General features: G+C 70.8%; 21 protein-coding genes. 16 read left to right on the top strand and 5 right to left on the bottom strand.

Features of this window, described 5'->3' with window-relative positions; all coding sequences use genetic code 11:
• Window positions 1-22 precede the first annotated feature (22 nt).
• The gene (locus tag AB0C33_RS45670; protein WP_352326203.1) at window positions 23-448 is read left to right on the top strand and encodes a tetratricopeptide repeat protein; all 426 of its coding nucleotides are present in this window, start codon (window positions 23-25) and stop codon (window positions 446-448) included.
• Window positions 449-1,131: 683 nt separating this feature from the next.
• On the opposite strand, the gene AB0C33_RS45665 is transcribed toward AB0C33_RS45670, so the two are convergent.
• Entirely contained in the window at window positions 1,132-1,569 is a 438-nt protein-coding gene (locus tag AB0C33_RS45665) for a TipAS antibiotic-recognition domain-containing protein (protein WP_358300248.1), read from the bottom strand.
• A 121-nt stretch (window positions 1,570-1,690) separates the two neighbouring features.
• On the opposite strand from AB0C33_RS45665, the gene AB0C33_RS45660 reads away from it, so the two are divergent.
• A complete protein-coding gene (locus AB0C33_RS45660) occupies window positions 1,691-2,662 on the top strand; it encodes an HAD-IIA family hydrolase (RefSeq protein ID WP_358300245.1) in 972 nt (323 codons plus the stop codon).
• 177 nt (window positions 2,663-2,839) lie between these two features.
• On the opposite strand, the gene AB0C33_RS45655 is transcribed toward AB0C33_RS45660, so the two are convergent.
• Window positions 2,840-3,187, bottom strand: a complete 348-nt coding sequence (locus AB0C33_RS45655; RefSeq protein WP_352326207.1) for an SCP2 sterol-binding domain-containing protein — start codon at window positions 3,185-3,187, stop codon at window positions 2,840-2,842.
• A gap of 127 nt (window positions 3,188-3,314) precedes the next feature.
• Between AB0C33_RS45655 and AB0C33_RS45650 the strand changes: the two genes are divergently transcribed.
• The 13 genes from AB0C33_RS45650 to AB0C33_RS45590 all read left to right on the top strand — a co-directional run bounded on the left by AB0C33_RS45650 (window position 3,315) and on the right by AB0C33_RS45590 (window position 16,817).
• The gene (locus tag AB0C33_RS45650; protein WP_352326208.1) at window positions 3,315-3,488 is read left to right on the top strand and encodes a hypothetical protein; all 174 of its coding nucleotides are present in this window, start codon (window positions 3,315-3,317) and stop codon (window positions 3,486-3,488) included.
• On the top strand, window positions 3,485-4,297 hold the full coding sequence (locus AB0C33_RS45645) for a TlyA family RNA methyltransferase (protein WP_352364461.1): 813 nt from the start codon (window positions 3,485-3,487) through the stop codon (window positions 4,295-4,297). The genes AB0C33_RS45650 and AB0C33_RS45645 overlap by 4 nt, the downstream gene beginning before the upstream one ends.
• Entirely contained in the window at window positions 4,294-5,196 is a 903-nt protein-coding gene (locus AB0C33_RS45640) for an NAD kinase (protein ID WP_352364459.1), read from the top strand. The genes AB0C33_RS45645 and AB0C33_RS45640 overlap by 4 nt, the downstream gene beginning before the upstream one ends.
• A gap of 94 nt (window positions 5,197-5,290) precedes the next feature.
• Window positions 5,291-7,000 carry a DNA repair protein RecN gene (gene recN / locus AB0C33_RS45635; protein ID WP_358300241.1) on the top strand — a complete coding sequence of 570 codons (1,710 nt, stop codon included), beginning with the start codon at window positions 5,291-5,293 and terminating at the stop codon, window positions 6,998-7,000.
• A gap of 73 nt (window positions 7,001-7,073) precedes the next feature.
• Window positions 7,074-8,270 (top strand): putative cytokinetic ring protein SteA, encoded by a 1,197-nt coding sequence (gene steA / locus AB0C33_RS45630; RefSeq protein ID WP_358300268.1) that lies wholly within the window; start codon window positions 7,074-7,076, stop codon window positions 8,268-8,270.
• Window positions 8,267-9,241 (top strand): copper transporter, encoded by a 975-nt coding sequence (locus tag AB0C33_RS45625; protein ID WP_358300238.1) that lies wholly within the window; start codon window positions 8,267-8,269, stop codon window positions 9,239-9,241. The genes steA and AB0C33_RS45625 overlap by 4 nt, the downstream gene beginning before the upstream one ends.
• Window position 9,242: 1 nt before the next feature.
• Window positions 9,243-10,094, top strand: coding sequence for a hypothetical protein (locus AB0C33_RS45620; protein WP_358300235.1), 852 nt, complete (start codon window positions 9,243-9,245; stop codon window positions 10,092-10,094).
• Between the two features lie 72 nt (window positions 10,095-10,166).
• Complete coding sequence (locus tag AB0C33_RS45615; RefSeq protein WP_358300232.1) at window positions 10,167-11,759, top strand: lipid II flippase MurJ; 1,593 nt, start codon at window positions 10,167-10,169, stop codon at window positions 11,757-11,759.
• Between the two features lie 922 nt (window positions 11,760-12,681).
• Entirely contained in the window at window positions 12,682-13,782 is a 1,101-nt protein-coding gene (locus tag AB0C33_RS45610) for a glycosyltransferase (RefSeq protein WP_358300265.1), read from the top strand.
• 176 nt (window positions 13,783-13,958) lie between these two features.
• Window positions 13,959-14,942: a TerC family protein gene (locus AB0C33_RS45605; protein WP_352364449.1), complete on the top strand. Its 984-nt coding sequence runs from the start codon at window positions 13,959-13,961 to the stop codon at window positions 14,940-14,942.
• 108 nt (window positions 14,943-15,050) lie between these two features.
• Entirely contained in the window at window positions 15,051-15,692 is a 642-nt protein-coding gene (locus AB0C33_RS45600) for a phosphatidylserine decarboxylase (RefSeq protein ID WP_358300227.1), read from the top strand.
• Entirely contained in the window at window positions 15,679-16,506 is an 828-nt protein-coding gene (pssA, locus tag AB0C33_RS45595; RefSeq protein ID WP_357983442.1) for a CDP-diacylglycerol--serine O-phosphatidyltransferase, read from the top strand. The genes AB0C33_RS45600 and pssA overlap by 14 nt, the downstream gene beginning before the upstream one ends.
• Before the next feature lie 35 nt (window positions 16,507-16,541).
• A complete protein-coding gene (locus tag AB0C33_RS45590) occupies window positions 16,542-16,817 on the top strand; it encodes a hypothetical protein (RefSeq protein WP_358300225.1) in 276 nt (91 codons plus the stop codon).
• Between the two features lies 1 nt (window position 16,818).
• Here the strand turns inward: AB0C33_RS45590 and AB0C33_RS45585 are convergent, their stop codons facing one another.
• Window positions 16,819-17,475 (bottom strand): MBL fold metallo-hydrolase, encoded by a 657-nt coding sequence (locus tag AB0C33_RS45585; RefSeq protein ID WP_352323038.1) that lies wholly within the window; start codon window positions 17,473-17,475, stop codon window positions 16,819-16,821.
• Window positions 17,472-18,263 (bottom strand): maleylpyruvate isomerase family mycothiol-dependent enzyme, encoded by a 792-nt coding sequence (locus tag AB0C33_RS45580; RefSeq protein WP_358300216.1) that lies wholly within the window; start codon window positions 18,261-18,263, stop codon window positions 17,472-17,474. Before AB0C33_RS45580 ends, AB0C33_RS45585 begins: the two co-directional genes overlap by 4 nt.
• Before the next feature lie 217 nt (window positions 18,264-18,480).
• On the opposite strand from AB0C33_RS45580, the gene uvrA reads away from it, so the two are divergent.
• The gene (uvrA, locus tag AB0C33_RS45575; RefSeq protein WP_358300212.1) at window positions 18,481-21,321 is read left to right on the top strand and encodes an excinuclease ABC subunit UvrA; all 2,841 of its coding nucleotides are present in this window, start codon (window positions 18,481-18,483) and stop codon (window positions 21,319-21,321) included.
• A gap of 76 nt (window positions 21,322-21,397) precedes the next feature.
• Here uvrA and AB0C33_RS45570 read toward each other — a convergent pair whose 3' ends face one another.
• Entirely contained in the window at window positions 21,398-22,144 is a 747-nt protein-coding gene (locus AB0C33_RS45570; protein ID WP_358300209.1) for a DUF2306 domain-containing protein, read from the bottom strand.
• Window positions 22,145-22,201: the final 57 nt, after the last annotated feature.

The raw sequence follows: 22,201 nt of genomic DNA, 5'->3' as shown, positions 1-22,201 counted from the left end.
AGCGATGAAGGAGTCCTCACGCATGGTTCAGGGCGGAAATGGTCACGATGAGTCCGTGGGTGGCGTTCCCGGGGGCGGGGTTTACGACTGGTATCAGCGTGGGGTGAAGTTGCTGAAGGAGGGGAGTCCGGCTGCTGCCGCGGCGTTGCTGGAGCGGGCCGCCGCTGCTGAGCCGCAGTCCCGGAGCATCCTTGAGGCGCTGGCTCGGGCGCAGTTCAACTCCCGCCAGTACGCGGAGGCCGCGGCCAGCTTCCGGCAGATCGTGGATGCGAACCCGGCTGAGGATTATGCGTACTTCGGGCTGGGCTTGTCGTTGTGGCGTACGGGGGATCTGGAAGGCGCTCAGGAGCCGCTGGCCATCGCGGTGGCCATGCGGCCGGACGAGCGGCATTACGTGTCGGCCTTGAAGAGTGTGCGGGCGACGTTGAGGGCTCGCCGAGAGATGTAGGGGGTAGGCGGGCGCGGGAGCCGGCCATGGCGAACGTCGCCTCCCAAGCGACTGTGTCAGCTGGGCGTTTCGATCCTCCCTGGGGCATCAGCTCGGACGGGAGCCCCTGCGGTGTTCGCTCGCGGCCCGTCGTGACGAGAGGGCGTCGTCGCAGCAGAGCGCTTCCTTGGCCTGGCCCCGTGCTGGACGGCGTGTGTCCGTGGCCCGGCATGCGACTATGCCCTGCCCTGGTCGGCCCATGGGGGTGACGCTGTCGCTGAGGGCCTTCCGGGGCCTCGACGAGGCGTTCATGCCGTCACGCATGGGCGGCCATGTCTTCGCGTTCCCCAGCTCCTGACGGCGGCCGAGGGACATCGCGACACGTGCCCGCCCTCGCCCCCGAGCACCTGGCCGGCCGTGATGACTCCGCCCAGTACCGGAGAAGTGGCTACCCCACTGCTGGGCGACCGACTCGGGTTGTGTGGAGAACACGACCTACTGGGACATGAGGGGCCTGTGCGGCGGCTTTCCCAGCCGAGTGCCCAGGGGGCGTGGTGCGGCGAACGCAGCCGTCGTGGCTGCCCAGGCCGTTCCTGTTCGAGCGTGCAGGCATGCCTTGAGGGCCGTGCCCCCAGTTCCGGGCTTGTCGGCCGTCGCCTTCCACGCGCGGCATCACGTCCATGCGACTGGTCAGGTGACAGGGGTCAGCCGTGGCGGGTGGCGTTGGCGAGGATGGCGGATCGAAGGTAGGCAGCCAGGCCGGGTGAGGTGCGGTCGAAGGCGGCGGTGAAGCGGGGGTCGGAGACGTACAGGTCGGCCAGGCCGCGGTGGATGTCGTACGTGCAGTCGTAGAACCAGCGGGAGAGGTGGGCGCGGTGTTCCTCGGCCAGGTCCATCGCGAGGTCGCCGTCTGCCGGGACGTCGGCGTGCATCGCGTCGGCGAGGCGGGCCGAGAGGGCGGCTGCCTCGGCCTCGTGTCGCCGCCAGTCCTCCTGCGTGTAGGTCGAGGTGCGGCGTGCGGATTCGGCCCAGGCGTGTGTGCCGCCCCAGCGTTCCTCGGCCTCCGCCGCGTACTCGTCATGGGCGGGAGCGCCGAGCAGTTCTCCGCGTTCCTCGGTCGTGGCGTCGGGCTCGCGGGACATGGTCGTCCTTCCGGTGTCGGGTACGGGTTTCCCGATCCACGAGGAGAGGGCTTCCTGTGGCGGGGTACGAAGGCGACGCTAAAGTCTCACGCGGCGTGAGAGTCAAACGGGAAGAGGCGCTGTGCTGATTGACGGCTATGACACCCTGCTGCTCGACCTCGACGGTGTGGTCTATCTCGGACAGCACGCGGTTCCCGGGGCGAGGCAGGCGCTGGAGGAGGCGCAGGGCAAGGGGGTCCGGCTCGCCTACGTGACCAACAACGCCTCCCGGACACCCGCCGCCATCGCCGCCCACCTGCGGGAACTCGGCGTCCCGGCCACGGCGGCCGATGTGGTGACGTCGGCGCAGGCGGCCGCGCGGCTGGTCGCCGAGCGGGTGGCTCCGGGCGCCGCGGTGCTGGTCGTGGGCGGGTCGGGGCTGCGGGTGGCCGTACGTGCTCATGGGCTCAGGCCGGTGTCCGTCGCGGCCGAGTCGCCCGCGGCGGTGGTTCAGGGGATCGCTCCCGGTCTGTCGTACGCCCTGCTGTCGGAGGGGGCGCTGGCCGTACGGCAGGGTGCGCTGTTCGTGGCCTCCAACGGTGACAGCACCATGCCGACCGGGCGGGGCGAACTGCCGGGGAACGGGGCAATGGTCCGGGTCATCGTCGCCGCCACCGGGGTCGAACCGGTGTACGCCGGTAAGCCGGATCCGCCGTTGCACCGGGAGTCGATGATCCGTACGGGCGCTCGGCGGCCGCTGGTGGTGGGGGATCGGCTGGACACCGACATCGAAGGGGCCTCGAACGCGGGGGTGGAGAGCCTGCTGGTGTTCACCGGGGTGGCCACCCCGCTCGACGTGCTGACCGCTGCGCCCCGGCACCGGCCCACGTACCTGGCCGAGGACCTCGGCGCGCTGGTCCAGCCCTATCCCGACGTGCGGGACGGCACCTGCGGGGGATGGCGGGCCGAGTGGCGTGACGGGACGCTGCGCCTCGAAGGCGACGGCAGCCGGATCGACGGCCTGCGCGCGGCCTGCGACGCTGCCTGGACGGCCGCGGGCGAAGGACAGATCGGGGAGAACGCGATCAAGGACGTCCTGAAGCGCGTGGGGTGAGGAAATGGGGGCGACGTGGCCGCCGGGGGGCGGCTCAGTCGGTCGGGGGTCGAGGGGCAGGTTTCGCTGTTCGCTTGTCGCCTAACAGTTGACGCACGCGCCGAGTAGTCGCCTGACAGCGAACACCCGCGCTGCGCAGCTGCGTAGGACATCGAAGAGCCGCCTGAACGGAACCGGTCAGATCAGCTTGCGCAGGCGCAGCAGGTCGCCGAAGCTCGCGTCGATCTTCACCCGCCCTCCGAGCAGCGCACGGGCCAGATCCAGTTCGCCGTCGACCAGCGCGACCAGGTCGTCGCTCGCGATGGTGATCTTCACATCGGCCGGTTTGCCGCCCGCCGGCGGCTCTTCAGTGAACGGGTCGAGCCCCCCGTGGTGCAGCCGCCCGTAGAAGATCACGTCGAGGTCGGAGACCCGGGCGCTGACCGTGCGCTCGACCACGTGTTTGGCACGATCCTCCGCGCCGATCTCGTCGAACTGGGCGACGAGCCTGGCCAGTGCCGCCCGGCACTCCTCGACGCTTGCCATGTTGGGCATCCTTTCTTTCCCTTTGCGGTCGGTAGCGTTCCACATCACTAGCACCCCCGTATGAGTGTCAACGCGTGACACGCCTGCCAAGGTCCCGGGCGCTCGCCCGAGGCGTTACGGTCGAGTCATGAGTGAGCTGCCGGAGGAGACCGGTGACGAGCGGGTCGACGCCATCGTGGCCGGTCTCGGTCGTGTGGGCGAGCTGCCGGTGAACGAGCACGTGGCCGTGTTCGAGGAGGCGTTCGCCGGGCTGGAGTCCACTCTCGCGGGTGCGGGCGACGAAGCGCTGGGCGAGCGGTGAGCCGCAGGATCCGTCTCGACAGCGAGCTGGTGCGCCGCGGGCTGGCCAGGTCGCGCGAGCAGGCCGCCCAGCTCATCGAGGCCGGGCGGGTCAGCGTGGGCGGCCAGCAGGCGCACAAGCCCGCTACCCAGGTCGACACCGCCTCGGCCATCGTCGTCGCCGAGTCGGCCGACGGGCCCGACTACGTTTCGCGGGGAGCGCACAAACTGCTCGGGGCGCTGGAGGCGTTCAAGAGCCTGTCGGTGGAGGGGCGCAGGTGCCTCGACGCGGGAGCCTCCACGGGAGGCTTCACCGACGTGCTGCTGCGCCACGGCGCGGCCCATGTGCTCGCCGTCGACGTCGGCTACGGCCAGCTCGCCTGGTCGCTGCGCACCGACGAGCGGGTGACCGTGATGGAACGCGTCAACGTGCGCGACCTGACCCCCGACATGGTCGGCGAGCCGCCCACGCTGGTGGTGGGCGACCTGTCGTTCATCTCGCTGCGGCTCGTGCTGCCCGCGCTGGCGCAGGTCGCCGCGCCGCGGGCCGACTTCGTCATGCTGGTCAAGCCGCAGTTCGAGGTGGGCAAGGAGCTCGTGGGCGCGGGCGGCGTGGTGCGCGACCCCGAACTGCGGGCCAGGTCGGTGCGCGAGGCCGCGGCCAAGGCGCAGGAGCTGGGGCTGAGCGTGCGGGGCGTGACCGCGAGCCCGCTGCCCGGCCCTTCCGGAAATGTCGAATACCTGCTGTGGCTGGGCAAAGGAGAGGGTGATCCGCCCGTCGCCGAGCTCGATGCCGAGATCCAGCGTGCCGTCGCGGAAGGGCCGCAATGAACCGGACCGTGCTGGTCGCCGTCCACACCGGGCGGGGCGCCGCCGTCGAGAGCGCCCGTCTGGTCATCAACCGGCTGGTCGGGGCGGGCATCAACGTGCGCGTCCTGGACACCGAGGCACGTGACATCGGCTGTGGCGGGGTGGAGGTCGTCCCCAGCGACGACCCCGGCTCGGCCAAGGACGCCGAGGTCATGATCGTGCTCGGCGGCGACGGCTCGCTGCTGCGCTCGGCCGAGCTGGCCAAGCCCGCCGGCACGCCGCTGCTCGGGGTCAACCTCGGGCACGTCGGGTTCCTGGCCGAGGCGGAGGTGGCCGACCTGGCCTCGGCGGTCGACAGCGTGGTCGCCGGGCGCTACGACGTCGAGGAGCGCATGACGATCGACGTCCTGGCCAGGCAGAACGGCCGGGTGATCGCCGACACGTGGGCGCTCAACGAGGTCACCGTGGAGAAGCAGGAACGCATGCTGGAGGTGGTCGCCGAGATCGACGGGCGGCCGCTGTCCCGCTGGGGCTGCGACGGCGTGATATGCGCCACTCCTACGGGTTCGACGGCGTATGCGTTCTCGGCCGGCGGGCCGGTGGTCTGGCCGGAGGTGGAGGCGCTGCTCCTGGTGCCGATCAGCGCCCACGCGCTGTTCGCGCGGCCGCTGGTGGTCTCGCCCCGGTCCACGATGGCCGTGGAGATCCTGCCGGACACTCCGGGCGGGGTTCTGTGGTGCGACGGCCGCCGCCGTTTCGAGTTGCCCTCCGGGTCACGTGTGGAGGTGCGCAGGGGCGCCGAGCCGGTGCGCCTGGCCCGTCTGCACGGCGTCGAGAACACCGGCGCGCCCTTCACTGACAGGCTGGTCGCCAAGTTCGAACTACCGGTTCAGGGATGGCGCGGGAGAGTGCGACCCTGAATGAATGGAGGGCGGAGCGCGTAGGATCCCATGGGCAACAGGTGTCCGGAGACAATCGACCGGCCATCAGGCACGGCAGTGACGGGAGTGGGCAGTGCGACCAAGGGTCGAGGAGGTCCGCATCCAGGGGCTCGGCGTCATCGACGAGGCCGTACTCGAGCTTTCGCCGGGCTTCAACGTGGTCACCGGCGAGACCGGCGCGGGCAAGACGATGGTCGTCACGGGGCTCGGGCTGCTGTTCGGCGGCCGGGCCGATCCCTCGCGCATCCGTCCGGGGGCCGACAAGGCGACCGTGGAGGGCACGCTCGTCGTCGAGCCCGGCGGCCGGGTCGCCCAGCAGGTCGAGGACCTCGGCGGTGAGGTCGAGGACGGCGAGCTGATCATCTCGCGCACCGTCTCGGCCGAGGGCCGCTCCAGGGCCTGGCTCGGGGGCCGTACGGTGCCCGTCGGCACGCTGACGTACCTGGCCGACGACCTGGTGGCGGTGCACGGGCAGATGGACCAGCAGCGGCTGCTGCAGGCCGCCAGGCAGCGCGCCGCGCTCGACCGTTACGCCGGAAACGAGCTGGTCAAGCCGTTGCGGGCGTATTCACAGGCGTACAAGCGGCACAAGCAGGTCGGGGCGCTGCTCGACGAGCTGACCACCCAGGCCAGGGAGCGTGCCCAGGAGGCCGACCGGCTGCGGTTCGGCCTGGAGGAGATCGAGAAGGTCGACCCCAAGCCGGGCGAGGACGCCGAGCTGCGCGAGGAGGAGGAGCGCCTCTCGCACGCCGACGCGCTGCGCAGCGCCGCCACCACGTCCCACACCGCGCTGCTCGGCGACCCGATGGAGGCCGGCGGCGGCGCCCGTGACGTGATCTCGCTGCTCGGGGAGGCCCGCGCGGCCGTCGAGGCTGTGCGCGACTACGACCCCCAGCTCGCCGGCGTGGCCGACCGGCTCGCCGAGGCCGGATACCTGATCTCCGACGTCGCCACCGACCTGGCCGCCTACGCCGAGTCCATCGAGGCCGACCCCGCCCGTCTGGGAGCCGTGCAGGAACGCAGGTCCGTGCTGGGCAGCCTGATCAGGAAGTACGCCGAGGACAGCGCAGGGGTGCTGGCCTGGGCCCAGCAGGCGGCCGCCCGCCTGGGCGAGCTCGAAGGCGACGACGAGCGCATCGAGGAGCTCACCCGCGAGCACGAGGAGCTCACCACCAGGCTCACCACCCTGGCCGCCGAGCTCACCAAGGTCCGCGAGGCCGCCGCCGAGCGGTTCGGCCAGGCCGTGACCGAAGAGCTGACCGCGCTGGCCATGCCCCACGCCCGGGTCGTGGTGCAGCTCACCCAGAGCGCCGAGTTCGGCCCGGAGGGCGTCGACGAGGTGGAGCTGCGGATGGCCGCCCACCCGGCCGCGCCGCCGCTGCCGCTCAACAAGGGCGCCTCCGGCGGTGAGCTGAGCCGCGTCATGCTCGCCATCGAGGTCGTGTTCGCCGGTGCCGACCCGGTGCCGACGTTCGTGTTCGACGAGGTCGACGCGGGGGTCGGCGGCAAGGCCGCGGTCGAGATCGGGCGCCGGCTGGCCCGGCTCGCACGCACCGCGCAGGTGATCGTCGTCACCCACCTCCCGCAGGTGGCGGCCTTCGCCGACCAGCATCTGGTCGTCGAGAAGGCCAGCGACGGCAGCGTCGTGCGCAGCGGGGTCGTCACGCTCAACCACGAGGGGCGCGTCCGCGAACTGTCGCGCATGCTGGCCGGTCTGGAGGACTCCGAACTGGGCCGGGCGCACGCGGAGGAGCTGCTCGGGCTCGCAGCGGCCGACAGGTGATTCAGCGTGACATAGTGGACACGCGGCGTAGTGCTTGGCCTTCGCGCTGTTTCCCTCTGGCAGGATGGTCATGATGAAGGTTCCGGGGAGCAAGATGCCGGGCCTCCGTGGCAGGAAGGTCGGTGACCTTCCCGGTGTGACGGCAGTGGCGAGAATCGACCGGCGAACCAAGAGGCTGACCAAACGCCTCCAGCCCGGGGAAATAGCGATTATCGACCATGTCGACGTTGACCGGGTCAGCGCGGAGGCGCTCGTCGCGTGCGGCGCGGCGGCTGTGGTCAACGTCGCCGCCGGCATCAGCGGCCGCTATCCCAACCTGGGGCCGCAGATCCTGCTCGACGCGAGCGTGCCGTTCGTCGACAACGCCAACCCCGAGCTGTTCGAACGCGTCAAGGACGGCGACGTCATCCGCGTCCACGAGGGCGTCATCTACCTCGACGACGACGTCGTGGGCAAGGGCGACGAGCAGACGGCCGAGGCCGTCGAGGCCGCCATGGCCGAGGCGCGCGCCGGGCTGGCCGTGCAGATCGAGGCTTTCGCCGTCAACACGATGGAGTACGTTCGCGGTGAAGGCAAGCTTCTCATCGACGGAGTCGGCGTGCCTGAGATCCGCACCCCGATGGAGGGCAGACATGTCCTCATCGTGGTGCGCGGATATCACTACAAGGAAGACATCGCCACCCTCCGCCCCTACATCAGGGAATACCGTCCCGTCCTCGTCGGTGTCGACGGCGGCGCCGACGCGCTGCTGGAGGCCGGTTACCTCCCCGACGTGATCGTGGGCGACTTCGACTCCGTCTCGACCAAGGCCCTGACCTGCGGCGCCGAGCTCGTCGTGCACGCCTACCGCGACGGCCGGGCCCCCGGCCTGGAGCGGGTGCACCAGCTCGGCCGCGAGGCGGTCATCTTCCCGGCCACCGGCACCAGCGAGGACATCGCGATGCTCCTGGCCGACGACAAGGGCGCCGAGCTGATCGTCGCGGTCGGCACCCACGGCACCCTGGAGGAGTTCCTCGACAAGGGCCGCTCCGGAATGGCCAGCACCTTCCTGACCCGGCTGATCATCGGCAGCAAGCTCATCGACGCCAAGGGCGTGAGCAGGCTCTACCGCAGCCGCATCACCACCTCCCAGCTCCTGATGCTCGTGATCACCGCCTTGATCACCATGGGGGTGGCGCTCTTCCTGTCGCCGCTCGGCCAGACCTGGCTGAACGGCCTGCAAGACGTCTGGAACGCATTCATCTTCTGGCTGGTCGGACTCTTCTCGTGATCGATTTTCGCTACCACGTCGTCTCCATCGTCGCGATCTTCCTGGCGCTGGCGGTCGGGATCGTCCTGGGCACCACGCTGCTGCAGGAGCCCGCGGTCAAGTCCGCGCAGGAGATCTCCGCGCAGCTCACCAAGACCAAGGACGAGCTGCGCGTGCAGATCGACCAGCTCCAGGGGCGCGAGGCGGGCAACGACGCCTTCGTCACCAGCGTCACTCCGAAGCTGGTGGCCGGCGAGCTGACCGGCCAGCGCGTGCTGCTGGTCGAGGCGCCGGGGTCGAGCACCACGTTCCGCGAGGCCGAGCAGCAGGTGCTGGAGGAGGCGGGCGCCGAGGTGAGCGGGCGCGTCACGCTGACCGAGAAGTTCTTCGACCCCGACCGCAGCGGTGTGCTCGACGGCCTGGTCAACCAGCTCAAACCGGTCGACATGGTCTTCCCGTCCACGGCGACCGTCTGGGACAAGGCCGGCGCACTTCTCGCCTCCACGCTGCTCACCACCGACCAGGCCCAGGCGGGCACCCCCAATGCCGCGACCGCCGCCGTCATCAGCGGGTTCGAGGCGGGCGGGCTGGTCAGCACCGACGGCGACCCCGCCAAACGGGCCATGCTGGCGGTGATGTTCGCGCCGGAGAAGGCGTACGAGGGGGAGCAGGCCGAGACCCAGCTGGGCGCGCTCGTCTCGGTCGCCGACCGGCTCGACGCCGCGGGCAAAGGCGCGGTGCTGGCCGGCAGCGCCGCCAACACGGCCGTCACCGGGGGCGCCGTCAGTGCCCTGCGCGACGACGGCGACGTCGCCAAGCGCGTGTCCACCGTCGATACCGTCGATATGCCCACGGGCCGGGTCGTGGTCGTCTACTCTCTCCGGGAGCAACTGAGCGGGCGGGCCGGCCAGTACGGCATCGGCAAGGGGGCCTCGGCCACCCAGCCCGCGCTGCCGACCACCACACCCTCACCGACCCAGTCAGGGAGCTGACATGGCCCGTGGCCTGCTCTACGCGCTGGCCGGCGCCGCGATCGGTGCCGCCGCCGCCCGTGCCGCCTACTCCGCCTTCACCCGGAACCGTCCGGCCGACCTGGGCGGGCGCTGGACGCGCAAGAACCATCGCGGCGAGCCCATCACCCTGCTGGAAGGGCCCGCGTTCGTGGCGGGCTCCGGCGCCGCGGCCGCGCTCACGCCCGGCCTGGCGCCGCGTACCCGGCTGGCCGCGGTGCTGGCCGGTGTCGGCAGCGGCGCCCTCGGGGCCTACGACGACCTCTACGGCACCACGTCCTCCAAAGGGTTCAAGGGCCATCTGACGGCTCTGGCCCGCGGCGAGGTCACCAGCGGCGCCGTCAAGATCCTCGGGATCGGCGCCACCGGGCTGGGCGCCGCCGCCCTCGTCTCCGCCGGGCCCGTCGACACCCTGGTCAACGGTGCGGCCATCGCCGGCGCCGCCAACCTCGCCAACCTGTTCGACCTGCGTCCCGGCCGGGCGATCAAGGTCGGGCTGCTGGCCGGCGGGCCGCTGCTGGCCGTCTCGCTGCTGCGCTCCTCGCCCGCCGCCGCGGCCCTGACCGCCATGCCGCTGGGCGCCGCCGCGGCGCTGCTGCCCGACGACCTCGGCGAGCGCGCCATGCTCGGCGACGCGGGCGCCAACTCGCTCGGCGCCCTGCTCGGGCTGGCCGCGGTCACCAAGCTCGGCAGGCCCGGCAGGCTCGTCCTCCTGGGCACGGTCGCGGCGCTCACCGCGGCCTCGGAGAAGGTCAGCTTCACCAAGGTCATCGCCGCGAACCCGGTGCTCAACCGGCTCGACATGCTCGGGCGGCGTCCCGTCGACCACGTGTGACCCTCCGCGCGCGATTGTCGGTGGCACCTGCCAGGATGTCGGCGTGACCGGATACTGGGCGGGGGAGGCCGGGTGCGGAGCGTGACGGCGCGGGGCGTGGCGGGTGGCGCCCTGCTCATCGGGGCGATCACCGTGCTGGCCCGGATCGCCGGCTTCGCCAAGCAGTACGCCTTCGCCCAGACCGTCGGCACCAACTGCCTGTCCACCGCCTACATGACGGCCAACCAGATCCCCAACATCGTCTTCGAGGTCGTCGTCGGAGGTGCGCTGGCGGGCATGGTGGTGCCGGTGCTGGCCGGGTCCGCCGCCTCGCGCGAGCGCACCGGGCACATCAGCTCGGCGCTGCTGACGTGGGTCGTCGTGGTCCTGGTGCCGCTGGGGGCGCTCACCGCGCTGTTCGCCCGGCCGGTCATCGGCCTGTTCCTCGGCGAGGCCGTCAACGGGTGCGACACGACCCAGCTCGTCGCCGTCGCCACCCGGATGCTGGTCGTCTTCGCCCCCCAGATCCCCCTGTACGGCGTGGCCGTCGTGCTCTACGGCGTGCTGCAGTCGCACAGTCGCTTCGCCGGGCCCGCGGTCGCGCCGCTGGTGTCCAGCATCGTGGTCATCGTGGCGTACCTGCTGTTCGTGCCGCTCAGCTCGGGGACCGTCGACCCGGCTCATCTGCCAGGGCCGGCCGAGCTGGCGTTGTCGGTGGGCACCAGCCTGGGCGTGCTCTCGCTCGTGCTGACCGTGGTCGGGCCCGTGTCGCGGCTGGGGTTGCGGTGGCGGCCCACCTTACGCTTCCCCGACGGCGTGGCCGGGCAGGTGCGCAGGCTCGCCCTGGCCGGGATCGCGGCGCTGCTCGCCCAGCAGGCCGCCATGATCGTCGTCGTGCTGCTGTCGAACAAGGCGATCGGCAACGGGGCTCTCACCGTCTACAACTACGCGTGGGCGATCTACCTGGTGCCGTACGCGGTGCTGGCCGTGCCGATCGCCACCAGCGCGTTCCCCCGGCTGTCGGCGCAGGCGGGCGACGCGGTCGCGTTCTCGGCGCTGGCGGCGCGCACCACGCGGGCCGTGGTGCTGGTCACAGGGCTGGCGGCCGGGGTGCTGGCCGCCGCGTCGGGGCCTGGGGCGGTGGTGTTCCTGGGAGGCAGGAGCGAGGTGCCGCCGCCTCAGCTCGCCCTGGCGATCGCGCTGTTCGCGCCGGGCATCGTCGGCTACGGGCTCATCGCCCATCTGAGCCGGGTGCTCTACGCGGCAGGGCTCGGGCGGGCGGCCGCCACCGGGACGGTGGCGGGGTGGCTGGTCGTCATCGTCGCGCAGACCGTGCTGGTGCTGCTGCTGCCCGCCGGGTGGAAGATCGGCGGGATGGCGCTGGGGATGAGCGTCGGCATGACCGCGGGTGGGGTGTTGCTGCTCGGGGCCGTGGTGCGGGCGCGCGGGACTAGTGCCGCGGCGGGGCTGCCCCGGGCCGCGGGGGCGGCGGTCGCCGGTGGTGTGCTGGGGTACCTGGCGGGGGCCGGGGTGGTGAGGTGGCTCGGCGTCTCGGGCATCTGGCCGAACGTGGGTGCGGTGGCGCTGGCGGCGGTGGTGGCCGTGGTGGTGGGGGCTGCCGTCGTGGCGGTGGTGGACCGGCCGGATGCCAGGGTGGTGGCCGGGCTGCTCCGACGGGGCGGCTGATCCACGGCCACTGATCCTCTGCCTGTTGTGCGGTGGGTATGTTCCGGCGGTTCCTGGTGGTCGCGGACGGCTTCGGGGGCGGACGGCCGGTCGCGCGCGGCTTTTGACGCTCGGTCGGCTGGTCCGTACGGCGGGTTCGGACGCTCGGTCGGCTGGTCGCGCTTGGCTTCTGACGCTCGGTCGGCTGCTCCCGTGTGGCTGGTCCCGTACGGCTTCTGGGGCTTGCACAGCTGGGCCGCGCTTTGGGGCGGGCGGCTGGTCAGGCGGGGCTTCTGGGGCTGGCACGCCTGGTGGCGCGCGGTTCGTGGTGGCGTGGCTCCTGGTTTTCTGTAGTTACTGCACTTCTGCAGCGTGTGGCCTGCAGTTGGTGCTGGTTCCGCGGTGCGAGGTCTTCTGTGTGAGGCAGAGCTTCCTCGAAGGCTTGCCTTCGAGGGGCTGACCTGTGTTAGGTGCGGCCATGCAGGGCCAGGAGCCATCTGGGGGCGTGGCCTCTGGAAGGTTGCTGGCCTTGGAAGGGGTGGCAGGGCATCGGGCACCTTGGTTCCGGTGGTGCTTGACCTCTTGCGGGCCGGGCACCCACGGGGCTGGCTGGGCTGTGAAGGTGCCCACATTCGGGGTGCTTGGCCGGTGAGGCTCAGTGGTCGAGCTGCCCGGCATCAAGAACGTGCCATGGGCCTGGGAACCGTGGATCCCGGCTTGGGGCCCAGGGTCCCGCGCGGTTGGTTGGTGGTCATGGCGGACCGAGGCGTGGTGGTGGGGGGCCTTGAGGCTCAGGTGCCTGTGGGGGGCCGGTACTGGGCGTCGGCGGGTTGGGTGGGTGAGATCGGGAAGCTGCGGCGTGATTCGGGCTACGGTTTCAGCTTTGAGGTGTGGCTGCGGTTCCGGTGAGGGCCTAGGAGGGGTCGTGCGGGTGGCTTTTGTGATGGGGACCACGTCGGGTGGGACCGGGCGGCATGTGCGGATGCTCGTCGAAGGGCTGGTGCAGCGCGGCCACCAGGCGGCGGTGGTGGGGCCGGGGAGTGTCGAGGAGGCGTTCTCCTTCCGGGCGGCGGGAGCCGCGTTCGCCGAGGTGCCCGTGTCCGACCGGCCGCATCCGCTGAACGACCTGCGCGCGGTGCTCGCGATCCGGCGGCTGACGCGCGACGCCGACGTCGTGCACGCCCATGGCCTGCGAGCGGGGGCGTTGGCGAGCCTGGCACTGAGGGCGTTCAGAGCTCCGGGGAAGCGAAGGGGCGATGGTCGGGAGGGGCCGGGGGTGGTGGTCACCTTGCACAATGCGCTTACCGCCGGCGGTTTCGTGGGGTTCGTCTACGGGGTGCTGGAGCGGATCGTGGCGCGGCGGGCCGACCAGGTGCTGGTGGTCTCGCCGGATCTGGCGGAGCGGATGAGCGTCCTGGGAGCTCGGGAGGTGGCGGAGGCGGTGGTGCCCGCGCCTCCGCTCCGGCCCGCCCGGCGCAGGCCGGAGGAAGTGCGGGAGGAACTGGGGGCGGGTGATCGTCCCCTGGTGCTGACGATCGCCCGGCTCGCCCAGCAGAAGGGGCTCGACACCCTGCTGGACGTGGCGGCCGGGCCGTGGGAGTCGCCGGCCCCCCTGTTCGCCGTCGCGGGTGAGGGGCCGTTGCGGGCGGAACTGGAGGACCGGATCCGGTCCCGGAACCTTCCCGTCCTGCTTCTCGGAGACCGGGACGACGTCCCCGACCTGCTGGCGGCCGCGTCCGTCGTGGTCAACTGCAGCCGCTGGGAAGGGTTGCCGCTCAGCCTCAGCGAGGCACTGATGGCGGGCAAGCCGGTGGTGGCCTCGGACGTCGGCGGGATCCCGTGGCTGGTCGGCGACGCGGGGATGCTGGTGCCGTACGGGGACGCCGAAGGGCTGCGCAGCGCGTTGCGCGAGGTCCTGGGCGAGCCGGGGGCCGCGCGGACGCTGGCCGAGGCGGCCGCCCGGCGCGGAGGGGAGTTGCCGGACGGTGACGATGCCGTGGAGTGCGTCCTCGGGGTGTACGAGGGGGCAAGATCGAATGGATGATGAGATCAGAGTGTCGGCGTATACTGCGTGGGTTAGGGAGGGGAGTATCCCTTCGCGACAGCCTCGTCATCACGGTGCAGTCCCGCTCCACGGGGCCCCCGGGGCTGCCGGTCCGCGTTGTTCGCGGGCGGGAGAGACCTCCGGCAATGAGTCATGCATGCCGGAGGGTTTGAATCGTGACCGTACCCGTGTGGGCCTGGATCGCCGTCATCGGCGGTCTGCTGGTCGTCCTCGCCTTTGACCTTTGGATCGTCGACCGCGGTGAAGCCCGTGAGTTCTCCATGCGGCAGGCCGGATATTGGGTCACCTTCTATGTCGCCCTGGCCGCGTTGTTCGGTGTGGGGTTGTGGGCCACCTTCGGGGCCGACAAGGCGGGGGAGTTCTTCGCCGGTTACATCACTGAATACAGCTTGAGCGTCGACAACCTGTTCATCTTCTTCATCATCATGAGCAGGTTCGCGGTGCCGCGGCCCTACCAGCACAAGGTGCTGCTCGTCGGCATCGTGCTCGCGCTGGTCATGCGCGGCATCTTCATCGCGCTCGGCGCCGCCGCGCTTGAGCGGTTCAGCTGGCTCTTCTACGTCTTCGGCGCCTTCCTCGTCTACACCGCCGTCAACCTGATCCGGCAGCATCTCAAGGGCGAGGAAGACGAGTTCAACGAGAACATCCTGCTCAGGTGGGTGCGCCGGGCGTTCCCGACCACCGAGGGGTACGTCGGCTCGAAGGTCAGCGTCAAGATCGACGGCCGCCGCATGGTGACCCCCATGCTCATCGTGATGGTCGCCATCGGCACCACCGACCTGCTGTTCGCCCTCGACTCGATTCCGGCCATCTTCGGGCTCACCAAGGACCCCTACGTCGTCTTCACGGCCAACGCGTTTGCCCTGATGGGGCTGCGTCAGCTTTACTTCCTGCTGGGCGGGTTGCTGCAGCGACTCGTCTACATCAGCTATGGTTTGGCGTTCATCCTCGGGTTCATCGGGGTTAAGCTGATAATGGAGGCGTTGCATGCCAGCGGCGTCTCCTGGGCACCCGAAATTCCCATCTGGGTGTCGCTCACGGTCATCGGCTCCACCATGGCGATCACCACGGTTGCGAGCCTGATCAAAGCCCGCATGACGAGCGGCGAAGGCGAGCACACGCACCCGGAGCAGGTCTAGCGGAACGGCTATCGAGGCGCTTTGCTTGTGAAGTTGCGCCGTGTAATAGTTGCGAGTTCCGTAACAGCATGGCAAAGCGCCTAGTCCAGTCACCACCAAAGGTTGTACGTGTCAGACGATTCTGCTAAGTCGAGCCGCGTCCGGCTCGCGCGCGGGGTCTCCCCGTGGCTCCTCCCGACGGCGGCCGCGGCGGCCGCCACCGCGCTGCTGACGCGCCGAGACCGGCGCTGGGCCCTGGCTGCGGCCCCGCTGGGTGCGCTCACGGGCGGCATGCTCTGGTTCTTCCGCGACCCCGAGCGCACTCCTGGCGAGGGGCGCGTCCTGTCGCCCGCCGACGGCGTGGTGCAGAGCATCGACCCCTGGCCGGACGGCCGCACCCGCGTCGCGATCTTCATGAGCCCCCTGAACGTGCACGTCAATCGTGCCCCTCTTGCGGGAAATGTCACCTCCGTGCAGCATGTCGCAGGTGGGTTCCTGCCGGCGTTCAACAAGGACAGTGACCAGAACGAGCGCGTGGTGTGGCATTTCGAGACCGCGCTGGGCGACATCGAGATGGTGCAGATCGCGGGCGCCGTGGCGCGCCGGATCGTGCCGTACCTGAGCGCCGGGGCGAAGGTGGCGCAGACCGAGCGCATCGGGCTCATCCGGTTCGGCTCGCGGGTCGACATCTACCTTCCCGAAGGCATCTCGCCCGCGGTCACCGTGGGGGAGAAGACGGTTGCGGGGGTGACCAGAATTGACCACGGCTGACGCCGGCAGCTGGCAGGCGGGTGAGGAAGAGCCCCGCGGTCCCGTGGGCAAGGCGTTCCGCCTGTCCGCCGCGGACTCGCTCTCGCTGGGCAACGCGGTCTGCGGGTTCCTCGCCGTCTGCGTCCTGGCCTACTCGGCGATTCAGCAGCTCACGGTCGCCGACGGCAAGTTCACGCCCACGCCGAGCTACTTCGCCACCGCCATCGTCCTGCTGCTCATCGGGGCGACCTGCGACCTGTTCGACGGGCTCGTCGCGCGGCGCTTCCGCGCCTCGGCGATGGGCGCCGAGCTGGACAACCTGGCCGACGTGATCAGCTTCGGGTTCGCGCCCGCGTTCATGGTCGTGATCTGGGGTGTCGGCGCGCCGCCTTCGGTGCCGTTCATCGCGGTGGTCACCGCCGCGGCGGCCGTGCTGGTCGCCGGTGTCGTACGCCTGGCGCGCTTCGCGTGCGTCAAGACCAAGAGCGGCGACTTCATGGGCCTGCCCATCCCCATGGGCGCCATGACCGTGATCTCCATCGTGCTGCTGTTCCAGCCCAGCATCTGGGCGCTGTTCGCGGTGCTCGGCGTGGCCTGGCTGATGGTCAGCCGGATCGAGTACCCCAAGCCGAAGGGACAGCTCGCGGCGGTCGTCCTCGGGTGGATCATGGTGAACGTGGCCTTCCTCACGTTCTGGGTGGCCTGGCCGGAAGGCGGCGACCTGCCGATCAAGATCGGCGCGACCATGCAGATCGCGCTCGTCGCGGCCATCCCGCTGCGCATGTTGTTCTACAAGCGGGAGCTGCGCAAGGAAGCCGAGCGAATCGGCAACTAGGGGATTTTTCATCCATCTTCGGCTTTGATGGATTCATGTCGGCCATGCCGCGCGAGCACACACGTACGTACTACCTCGGCAAGCTGGCCACCGAGCTGGAGCAGCGCGGGCTGACCGCCACCCTGCGGGCCAACCCGCCCGCGCTGCGGATCAGCGATCCCGACACCGCGCTGCTGGCCGAGACGATCGACTGCGTGCCGCTGCCCGAAGGGTGGTTCTACCGCTGGTCGTGGGGCGAGCTCGTGGGCCTGGCCGACGATCCCGCCCTGGCGGCCGGGCGCATCGTGCGCGTGCTGGCCGCGGGCGGGTGAGCTACCAGCCTCTGGCCTTCCATTCGGGCAACGAGGGACGTTCGGCGCCGAGCGTCGTGTCCTTGCCGTGACCGGGGTAGACCCAGGTGTCGTCGGGCAGACGGTCGAAGATGCGCTCGGTCACGTCGGTGTAGAGCCGCTCGAAACGCTCCGGGTCCCTGCCGGTGTTGCCCACCCCGCCGGGGAACAGGGAGTCGCCGGTGAACAGGTGACGGCCGTCGGGGCCGCCGTCGTAGAGCAGCGCGATCGAGCCCGGGGTGTGGCCGCGCAGGTGGATGACCTCCAGGCTGACCGGGCCGAGGGCGATCGTGTCGCCGTGGTCGACCGTGCGGCCGACCGGGACGGGCAGGGCGGGCGCGTCGAGCGGATGGGCGATCACCTCGGCGCCGGTGACCCTGGCCACCTGTTCGAGGGCCTGCCAGTGGTCGCCGTGCTGGTGGGTGGTGACGATCGCGCCGAGCGGCTGGTCGCCGACGAGCGCCAGCAGCCGGTCGGCGTCGGCCGCGGCGTCGATCAGCAGCTCGTCGCCGGTCTCGGTGGAACGCAGCAGGTAGGCGTTGTTGTCGTGGGGGCCGACCGCCAGCTTGGAGATGGTCAGGGCGGGCAGCTCGCGCACGTCGGCGGGGCCGCCGACCCGGACGTCGCCGGTGTAGGTCATGGGTAGTCCTTCGGGGGCGTCGCGGGCAGATCAGCGGGGGCCGGCATCGTCAGCCACGGCGGCGGCTCGGGAAGGAGCGCGCCACCGTCACCAGGCGGCGACGGCTGTCCCGCGGGCACCAGGGTAACGCCCTCGCCCTCCGACCTTCCCGTCAACCAGGCCAGCATGTCGGCCGGTCGGCCCTGGACCGCCGGCCCGTGGCCGAGGTTCTGCCACCTTTGCCCCGGCTCGCCGGTCAGGACGACCTCGCTCACCGTGCTGCGGCCGTATGGCCAGGATCGGCGGAGGTCGTGCAGTTCGCGGCGGACGAACGTCTCCGGCCAGTCGTGGGGGCCGTACCCGGCGCCGAGGTCCACGTGGTGCATGCCCACCTCGCGCAACCGGCGTACCAGGACGTACCAGGCGGGATGCGGCGGCGGCCGCATGCCCCGTACGGACGCCGGCCACGCCTCGGCGGGCAGATCGCGGATCGCGGCGGCCAGACGCGCGGCGCTGCCGGCCAGGTCGGCCAGGTGGCGCGCGGCCGGACGGGCGGCGGCGGCCTCGATCTCGGCGGTCCTGGCCTCCAGGGAGGTGTACTGCGGGGTCTCGACGCCCGTCCTGGCCCAGGTGAGCAGGCGGAGGTGGGAGCGGGCGTTGCCGGCCAGGTGGGCGAGCACGTGCCCTCTGGTCCAGCCGGGCAGCAGGGACGGGGCCGCGACGTCGGCGTCCGACAGGGACGCGGCCGTGGCCAGCAGTCGGTCGGTCGCGGAGGCGAGTTCGGCCTGTACCGCGGGTAGAACAGTCATGTCCGGATATTTCATCACTTAGGTGTCCAAGGTCGGGTGCGGGCATAAAGCGGCAGGTCAAGTGGTTGACTCCCAAAGGGCTCCTGCCGACGCGGGAGATGGCCGTAACCTGTGAAGGACGGATTTTCGGGGGCCGGGGATCGGCTCGCCGAAAATGTCGGTGCCCCCGTCTACCATCCCCCGTGGACCTATCCGCCTTTCGACCTCCGGGATCGCCGTGGCAGACCGCCTGATCGTGCGTGGTGCACGAGAACACAACCTCAAGGACGTCTCGCTTGACCTGCCGCGAGACTCGCTGATCGTCTTCACCGGCCTCTCCGGCTCCGGCAAGTCGAGCCTGGCCTTCGACACGATCTTCGCTGAGGGCCAGCGGCGCTACGTCGAGTCCTTGTCGGCCTACGCCCGCCAGTTCCTCGGCCAGATGGACAAACCCGACGTCGACTTCATCGAGGGCCTGTCGCCCGCGGTGTCCATCGACCAGAAGGCCACCAGCAAGAACCCCCGCTCCACCGTCGGCACCATCACCGAAGTCTACGACTACCTGCGCCTGCTGTGGGCGCGCATCGGCAAGCCCCACTGCCCTGCCTGCGGCCGTCCGATCGCCCGGCAGATGCCGCAGCAGATCGTCGACCGCGTGATGGACCTGGAGGAGGGCACCCGTTTCCAGGTGCTCGCCCCCGTCATCCGCGGCCGCAAGGGCGAATACGCCGAGCTGTTCCGCGAGCTGCAGACCAAGGGCTTCGCGCGGGCCAGGGTCGACGGCACGGTCGTGCGGCTGGAAGAGCCGCCGACGCTGAAGAAGTACGAGAAGCACGACATCGAGGTCATCGTCGACCGCCTGTCGGTCAAGGAGTCCTCGCGCCGCCGGCTCACCGACTCCGTCGAGACCGCGCTGCAGCTGTCCGGCGGCACGATCACGCTGGAGTTCGTCGACCTGCCGGAAGACGACCCGGGCCGTGAGCGCTTCTACTCCGAGCACCTCTACTGCCCCTACGACGACCTGTCGTTCGAGGAGCTGGAGCCGCGCTCGTTCTCCTTCAACTCGCCCTTCGGCGCCTGCCCCGAGTGCACCGGCCTCGGCACCAAGATGGAGGTCGACCCCGACCTGGTGGTGCCCGACCCCGAGCGCACGCTCGGCGACGGCGCGCTGCACCCGTGGTCGGGTGGCCACACCAGCGAATACTTCGTCCGGCTGATCGAGGCGCTCGGCCACACGGTCGGGTTCACCCTCGACACGCCGTGGGAGCGGCTGCCCAAGAAGGCCCAGAAGTCGCTGCTGTACGGCCACGACGAGCAGGTGCACGTCCGCTACAGCAACCGCTACGGCCGCCAGCGCTCCTACTACACCACCTTCGACGGCGTCATCCCCTGGGTGCAGCGCCGGCACGCCGAGGCCGAGAGCGACGCCACGCGCGAGCGCTTCGAGGGCTACATGCGCGAGATCCCGTGCCCGGCCTGCAAGGGCGCCCGGCTCAAGCCGGTCACCCTCGCCGTCACGGTCGACGACCGGTCGATCGCCGAGGTCGCGGCCATGTCGATCGGCGAGTGCGCCAAGTTCCTGGCCGAGCTCAAGCTGTCCGACCGTGACAGGCACATCGCCGAGCGGGTGGTCAAGGAGATCAACGCCCGTATGGGCTTCCTGCTCGACGTCGGCCTCGACTACCTGACCATGGACCGCGCCGCCGCCACCCTCGCCGGTGGCGAGGCCCAGCGCATCCGGCTGGCCACGCAGATCGGCTCCGGGCTGGTCGGCGTCCTCTACGTGCTGGACGAGCCGTCCATCGGCCTGCACCAGCGTGACAACATGCGCCTGCTCGACACGCTGATCAGGCTGCGCGACATGGGCAACACGCTGATCGTCGTCGAGCACGACGAGGACACCATCGCCGCCGCCGACTGGGTGGTCGACATCGGTCCCGGCGCCGGCGAGCACGGCGGCCAGGTCGTGGTGTCCGGCACCGTCCAGGAGCTCCTCGCCAGCGAGGAGTCCATGACCGGCCAGTACCTGTCGGGGCGCCGGAGCATCCCGATCCCGGCCAAGCGCCGCAAGCGCGACAAGAAGCGGCAGATCACGGTCAAGGGCGCGCGCGAGCACAACCTCAAGGGCGTCGACATCGAGTTCCCCCTGGGCGTGTTCACGGCGGTGACCGGCGTGTCCGGGTCGGGCAAGTCGACGCTGGTCAACGACATCCTCTACAACGCGCTGGCCAAGGAGCTCAACGGCGCCCGCACGGTGCCGGGGCGGCACTCCCGCATCAACGGCATGGACCAGGTGGACAAGGTCGTGCACGTCGACCAGTCGCCGATCGGCCGTACGCCGCGCTCCAACCCGGCCACGTACACCGGGGTCTTCGACCACGTGCGCAAGCTCTTCGCCCAGACGGCCGAGGCCAAGGTGCGCGGCTACCAGCCCGGGCGGTTCAGCTTCAACGTCAAGGGCGGGCGCTGCGAGGCGTGCGCGGGCGACGGCACGATCAAGATCGAGATGAACTTCCTGCCGGACGTCTACGTCCCCTGTGAGGTCTGCCACGGCGCCCGGTACAACCGGGAGACGCTGGAGGTCCACTACAAGGGCAAGACGATCGCCGAGGTGCTCGACATGCCGATCGAGGAGGCGCTGGCCTTCTTCGACGCGATCCCGGCGATCAAGCGGCACCTGCAGACGCTCAACGACGTCGGCCTGGGCTACGTGCGGCTCGGACAGCCGGCGACCACGTTGTCCGGCGGCGAGGCGCAGCGCGTCAAGCTCGCCTCCGAGCTGCAGCGGCGCCAGACCGGCCGGACGATCTACGTGCTCGACGAACCCACCACCGGCCTGCACTTCGAGGACATCCGCCGGCTGCTCGGCGTGCTCGGGCGGCTGGTCGACGGCGGGAACACGGTGATCGTCATCGAGCACAACCTCGACGTCATCAAGACCGCCGACTGGATCATCGACATGGGCCCCGAAGGCGGGTCCCGCGGCGGCACGCTCGTGGCCGCGGGCACGCCCGAAGAGGTGGCGCTGGTCAACGAGAGCCACACCGGCCGCTTCCTGCGGAAGATCCTCTCGCTCTGAGGCAGGGCCGGCTCGGGTGCGGCTGTGTCTCGCTGTGAGGCTGGTAGTGGCTCGGTGCGGCTGGGGCTCACCTGGGTCAGGTGGTGGCTGGGGTTTCGCCGGGAGTCAGGACGGTGGCGCGGGCGCGGCGGCGGCGCTTGGCGGCGTCGCCGCGCTCCAGCCACCACTCGGCGAACAGCAGCGGCAGCACCCAGCCCAGCCAGGCGCTCAGCGCGCCGACCGTGGCGGCCAGCAGCGCCTGGTCGCCGTGGAAGGTGGTGTCGAGCTGCGGTGACAGCGTGATGACGAACACCGCGCCCCACAGCCGGTTGGTGATGATCGACATCGTCAGGGCGAAGCTGCGGATCATCCACCTGCGGTGATCGACGAACCTGCGCTGCCTGGCCATCCGCCAGCCGGCCAGGGTGCAGCCCAGCCAGAGCAGCGCCAGCACCACCCCGCTGGCCCTGGTCACCGGGCCGAAGGGCGTGGCCAGGCTGACCACCAGTCCCAGCAGGCCGCCGGGCAGGCAGCCGCCGAAGACGTACACCCGGCCGATCACGCGGTGGGCCCGCGGGTGGCGGGCGCGGAACCACGGCCAGACCTGCAGGCAGCACGAGATCATCGCGATCGAGCCGAAGATCACGTGCAGGGAGAGCACCGCGAAGTGCGGCGGGAAGAAGTCGGGCGCGGGCACCCGCGACCGGCTCGGGTCCAGCGACAGGTAGGGCGGCAGCGAGAAGGCGACGAACGCGATCGCCACCACCACGAGCGGAGCCACCCACGGACGCCGCCACCAGCGCGGCCCGGACGTCGTGGGCTTGGGAGTCTCGGTGAGTGTCATGAGCGACACGCTCGCGCCCGGCGCTGACCGCGGGCGCACCGTCCGCTGACCGTGCGC

Source organism: Nonomuraea sp. NPDC048881, from assembly GCF_040649795.1.
GTDB lineage: Bacteria > Actinomycetota > Actinomycetes > Streptosporangiales > Streptosporangiaceae > Nonomuraea.
The sequence above is the reverse complement of the archived record's forward strand: the minus strand, read 5'-3'. Positions and strand labels throughout refer to the sequence as shown.

Bases quoted from the DNA above. Each gene is read 5' to 3' on its own strand.
- AB0C33_RS45640 (WP_352364459.1), top strand. From the start codon at position 4,294: ATGAACCGGACCGTGCTGGTCGCCGTCCACACCGGGCGGGGCGCCGCC.
- steA (WP_358300268.1), top strand. From the start codon at position 7,074: ATGAAGGTTCCGGGGAGCAAGATGCCGGGCCTCCGTGGCAGGAAGGTC.
- AB0C33_RS45650 (WP_352326208.1), top strand. From the start codon at position 3,315: ATGAGTGAGCTGCCGGAGGAGACCGGTGACGAGCGGGTCGACGCCATC.
- AB0C33_RS45620 (WP_358300235.1), top strand. From the start codon at position 9,243: ATGGCCCGTGGCCTGCTCTACGCGCTGGCCGGCGCCGCGATCGGTGCC.
- AB0C33_RS45610 (WP_358300265.1), top strand. From the start codon at position 12,682: ATGGGGACCACGTCGGGTGGGACCGGGCGGCATGTGCGGATGCTCGTC.
- AB0C33_RS45585 (WP_352323038.1), bottom strand. From the start codon at position 17,475: ATGACCTACACCGGCGACGTCCGGGTCGGCGGCCCCGCCGACGTGCGC.
- AB0C33_RS45665 (WP_358300248.1), bottom strand. From the start codon at position 1,569: ATGTCCCGCGAGCCCGACGCCACGACCGAGGAACGCGGAGAACTGCTC.
- AB0C33_RS45570 (WP_358300209.1), bottom strand. From the start codon at position 22,144: ATGACACTCACCGAGACTCCCAAGCCCACGACGTCCGGGCCGCGCTGG.
- AB0C33_RS45580 (WP_358300216.1), bottom strand. From the start codon at position 18,263: ATGACTGTTCTACCCGCGGTACAGGCCGAACTCGCCTCCGCGACCGAC.
- AB0C33_RS45655 (WP_352326207.1), bottom strand. From the start codon at position 3,187: ATGGCAAGCGTCGAGGAGTGCCGGGCGGCACTGGCCAGGCTCGTCGCC.
- AB0C33_RS45590 (WP_358300225.1), top strand. From the start codon at position 16,542: ATGTCGGCCATGCCGCGCGAGCACACACGTACGTACTACCTCGGCAAG.
- AB0C33_RS45670 (WP_352326203.1), top strand. From the start codon at position 23: ATGGTTCAGGGCGGAAATGGTCACGATGAGTCCGTGGGTGGCGTTCCC.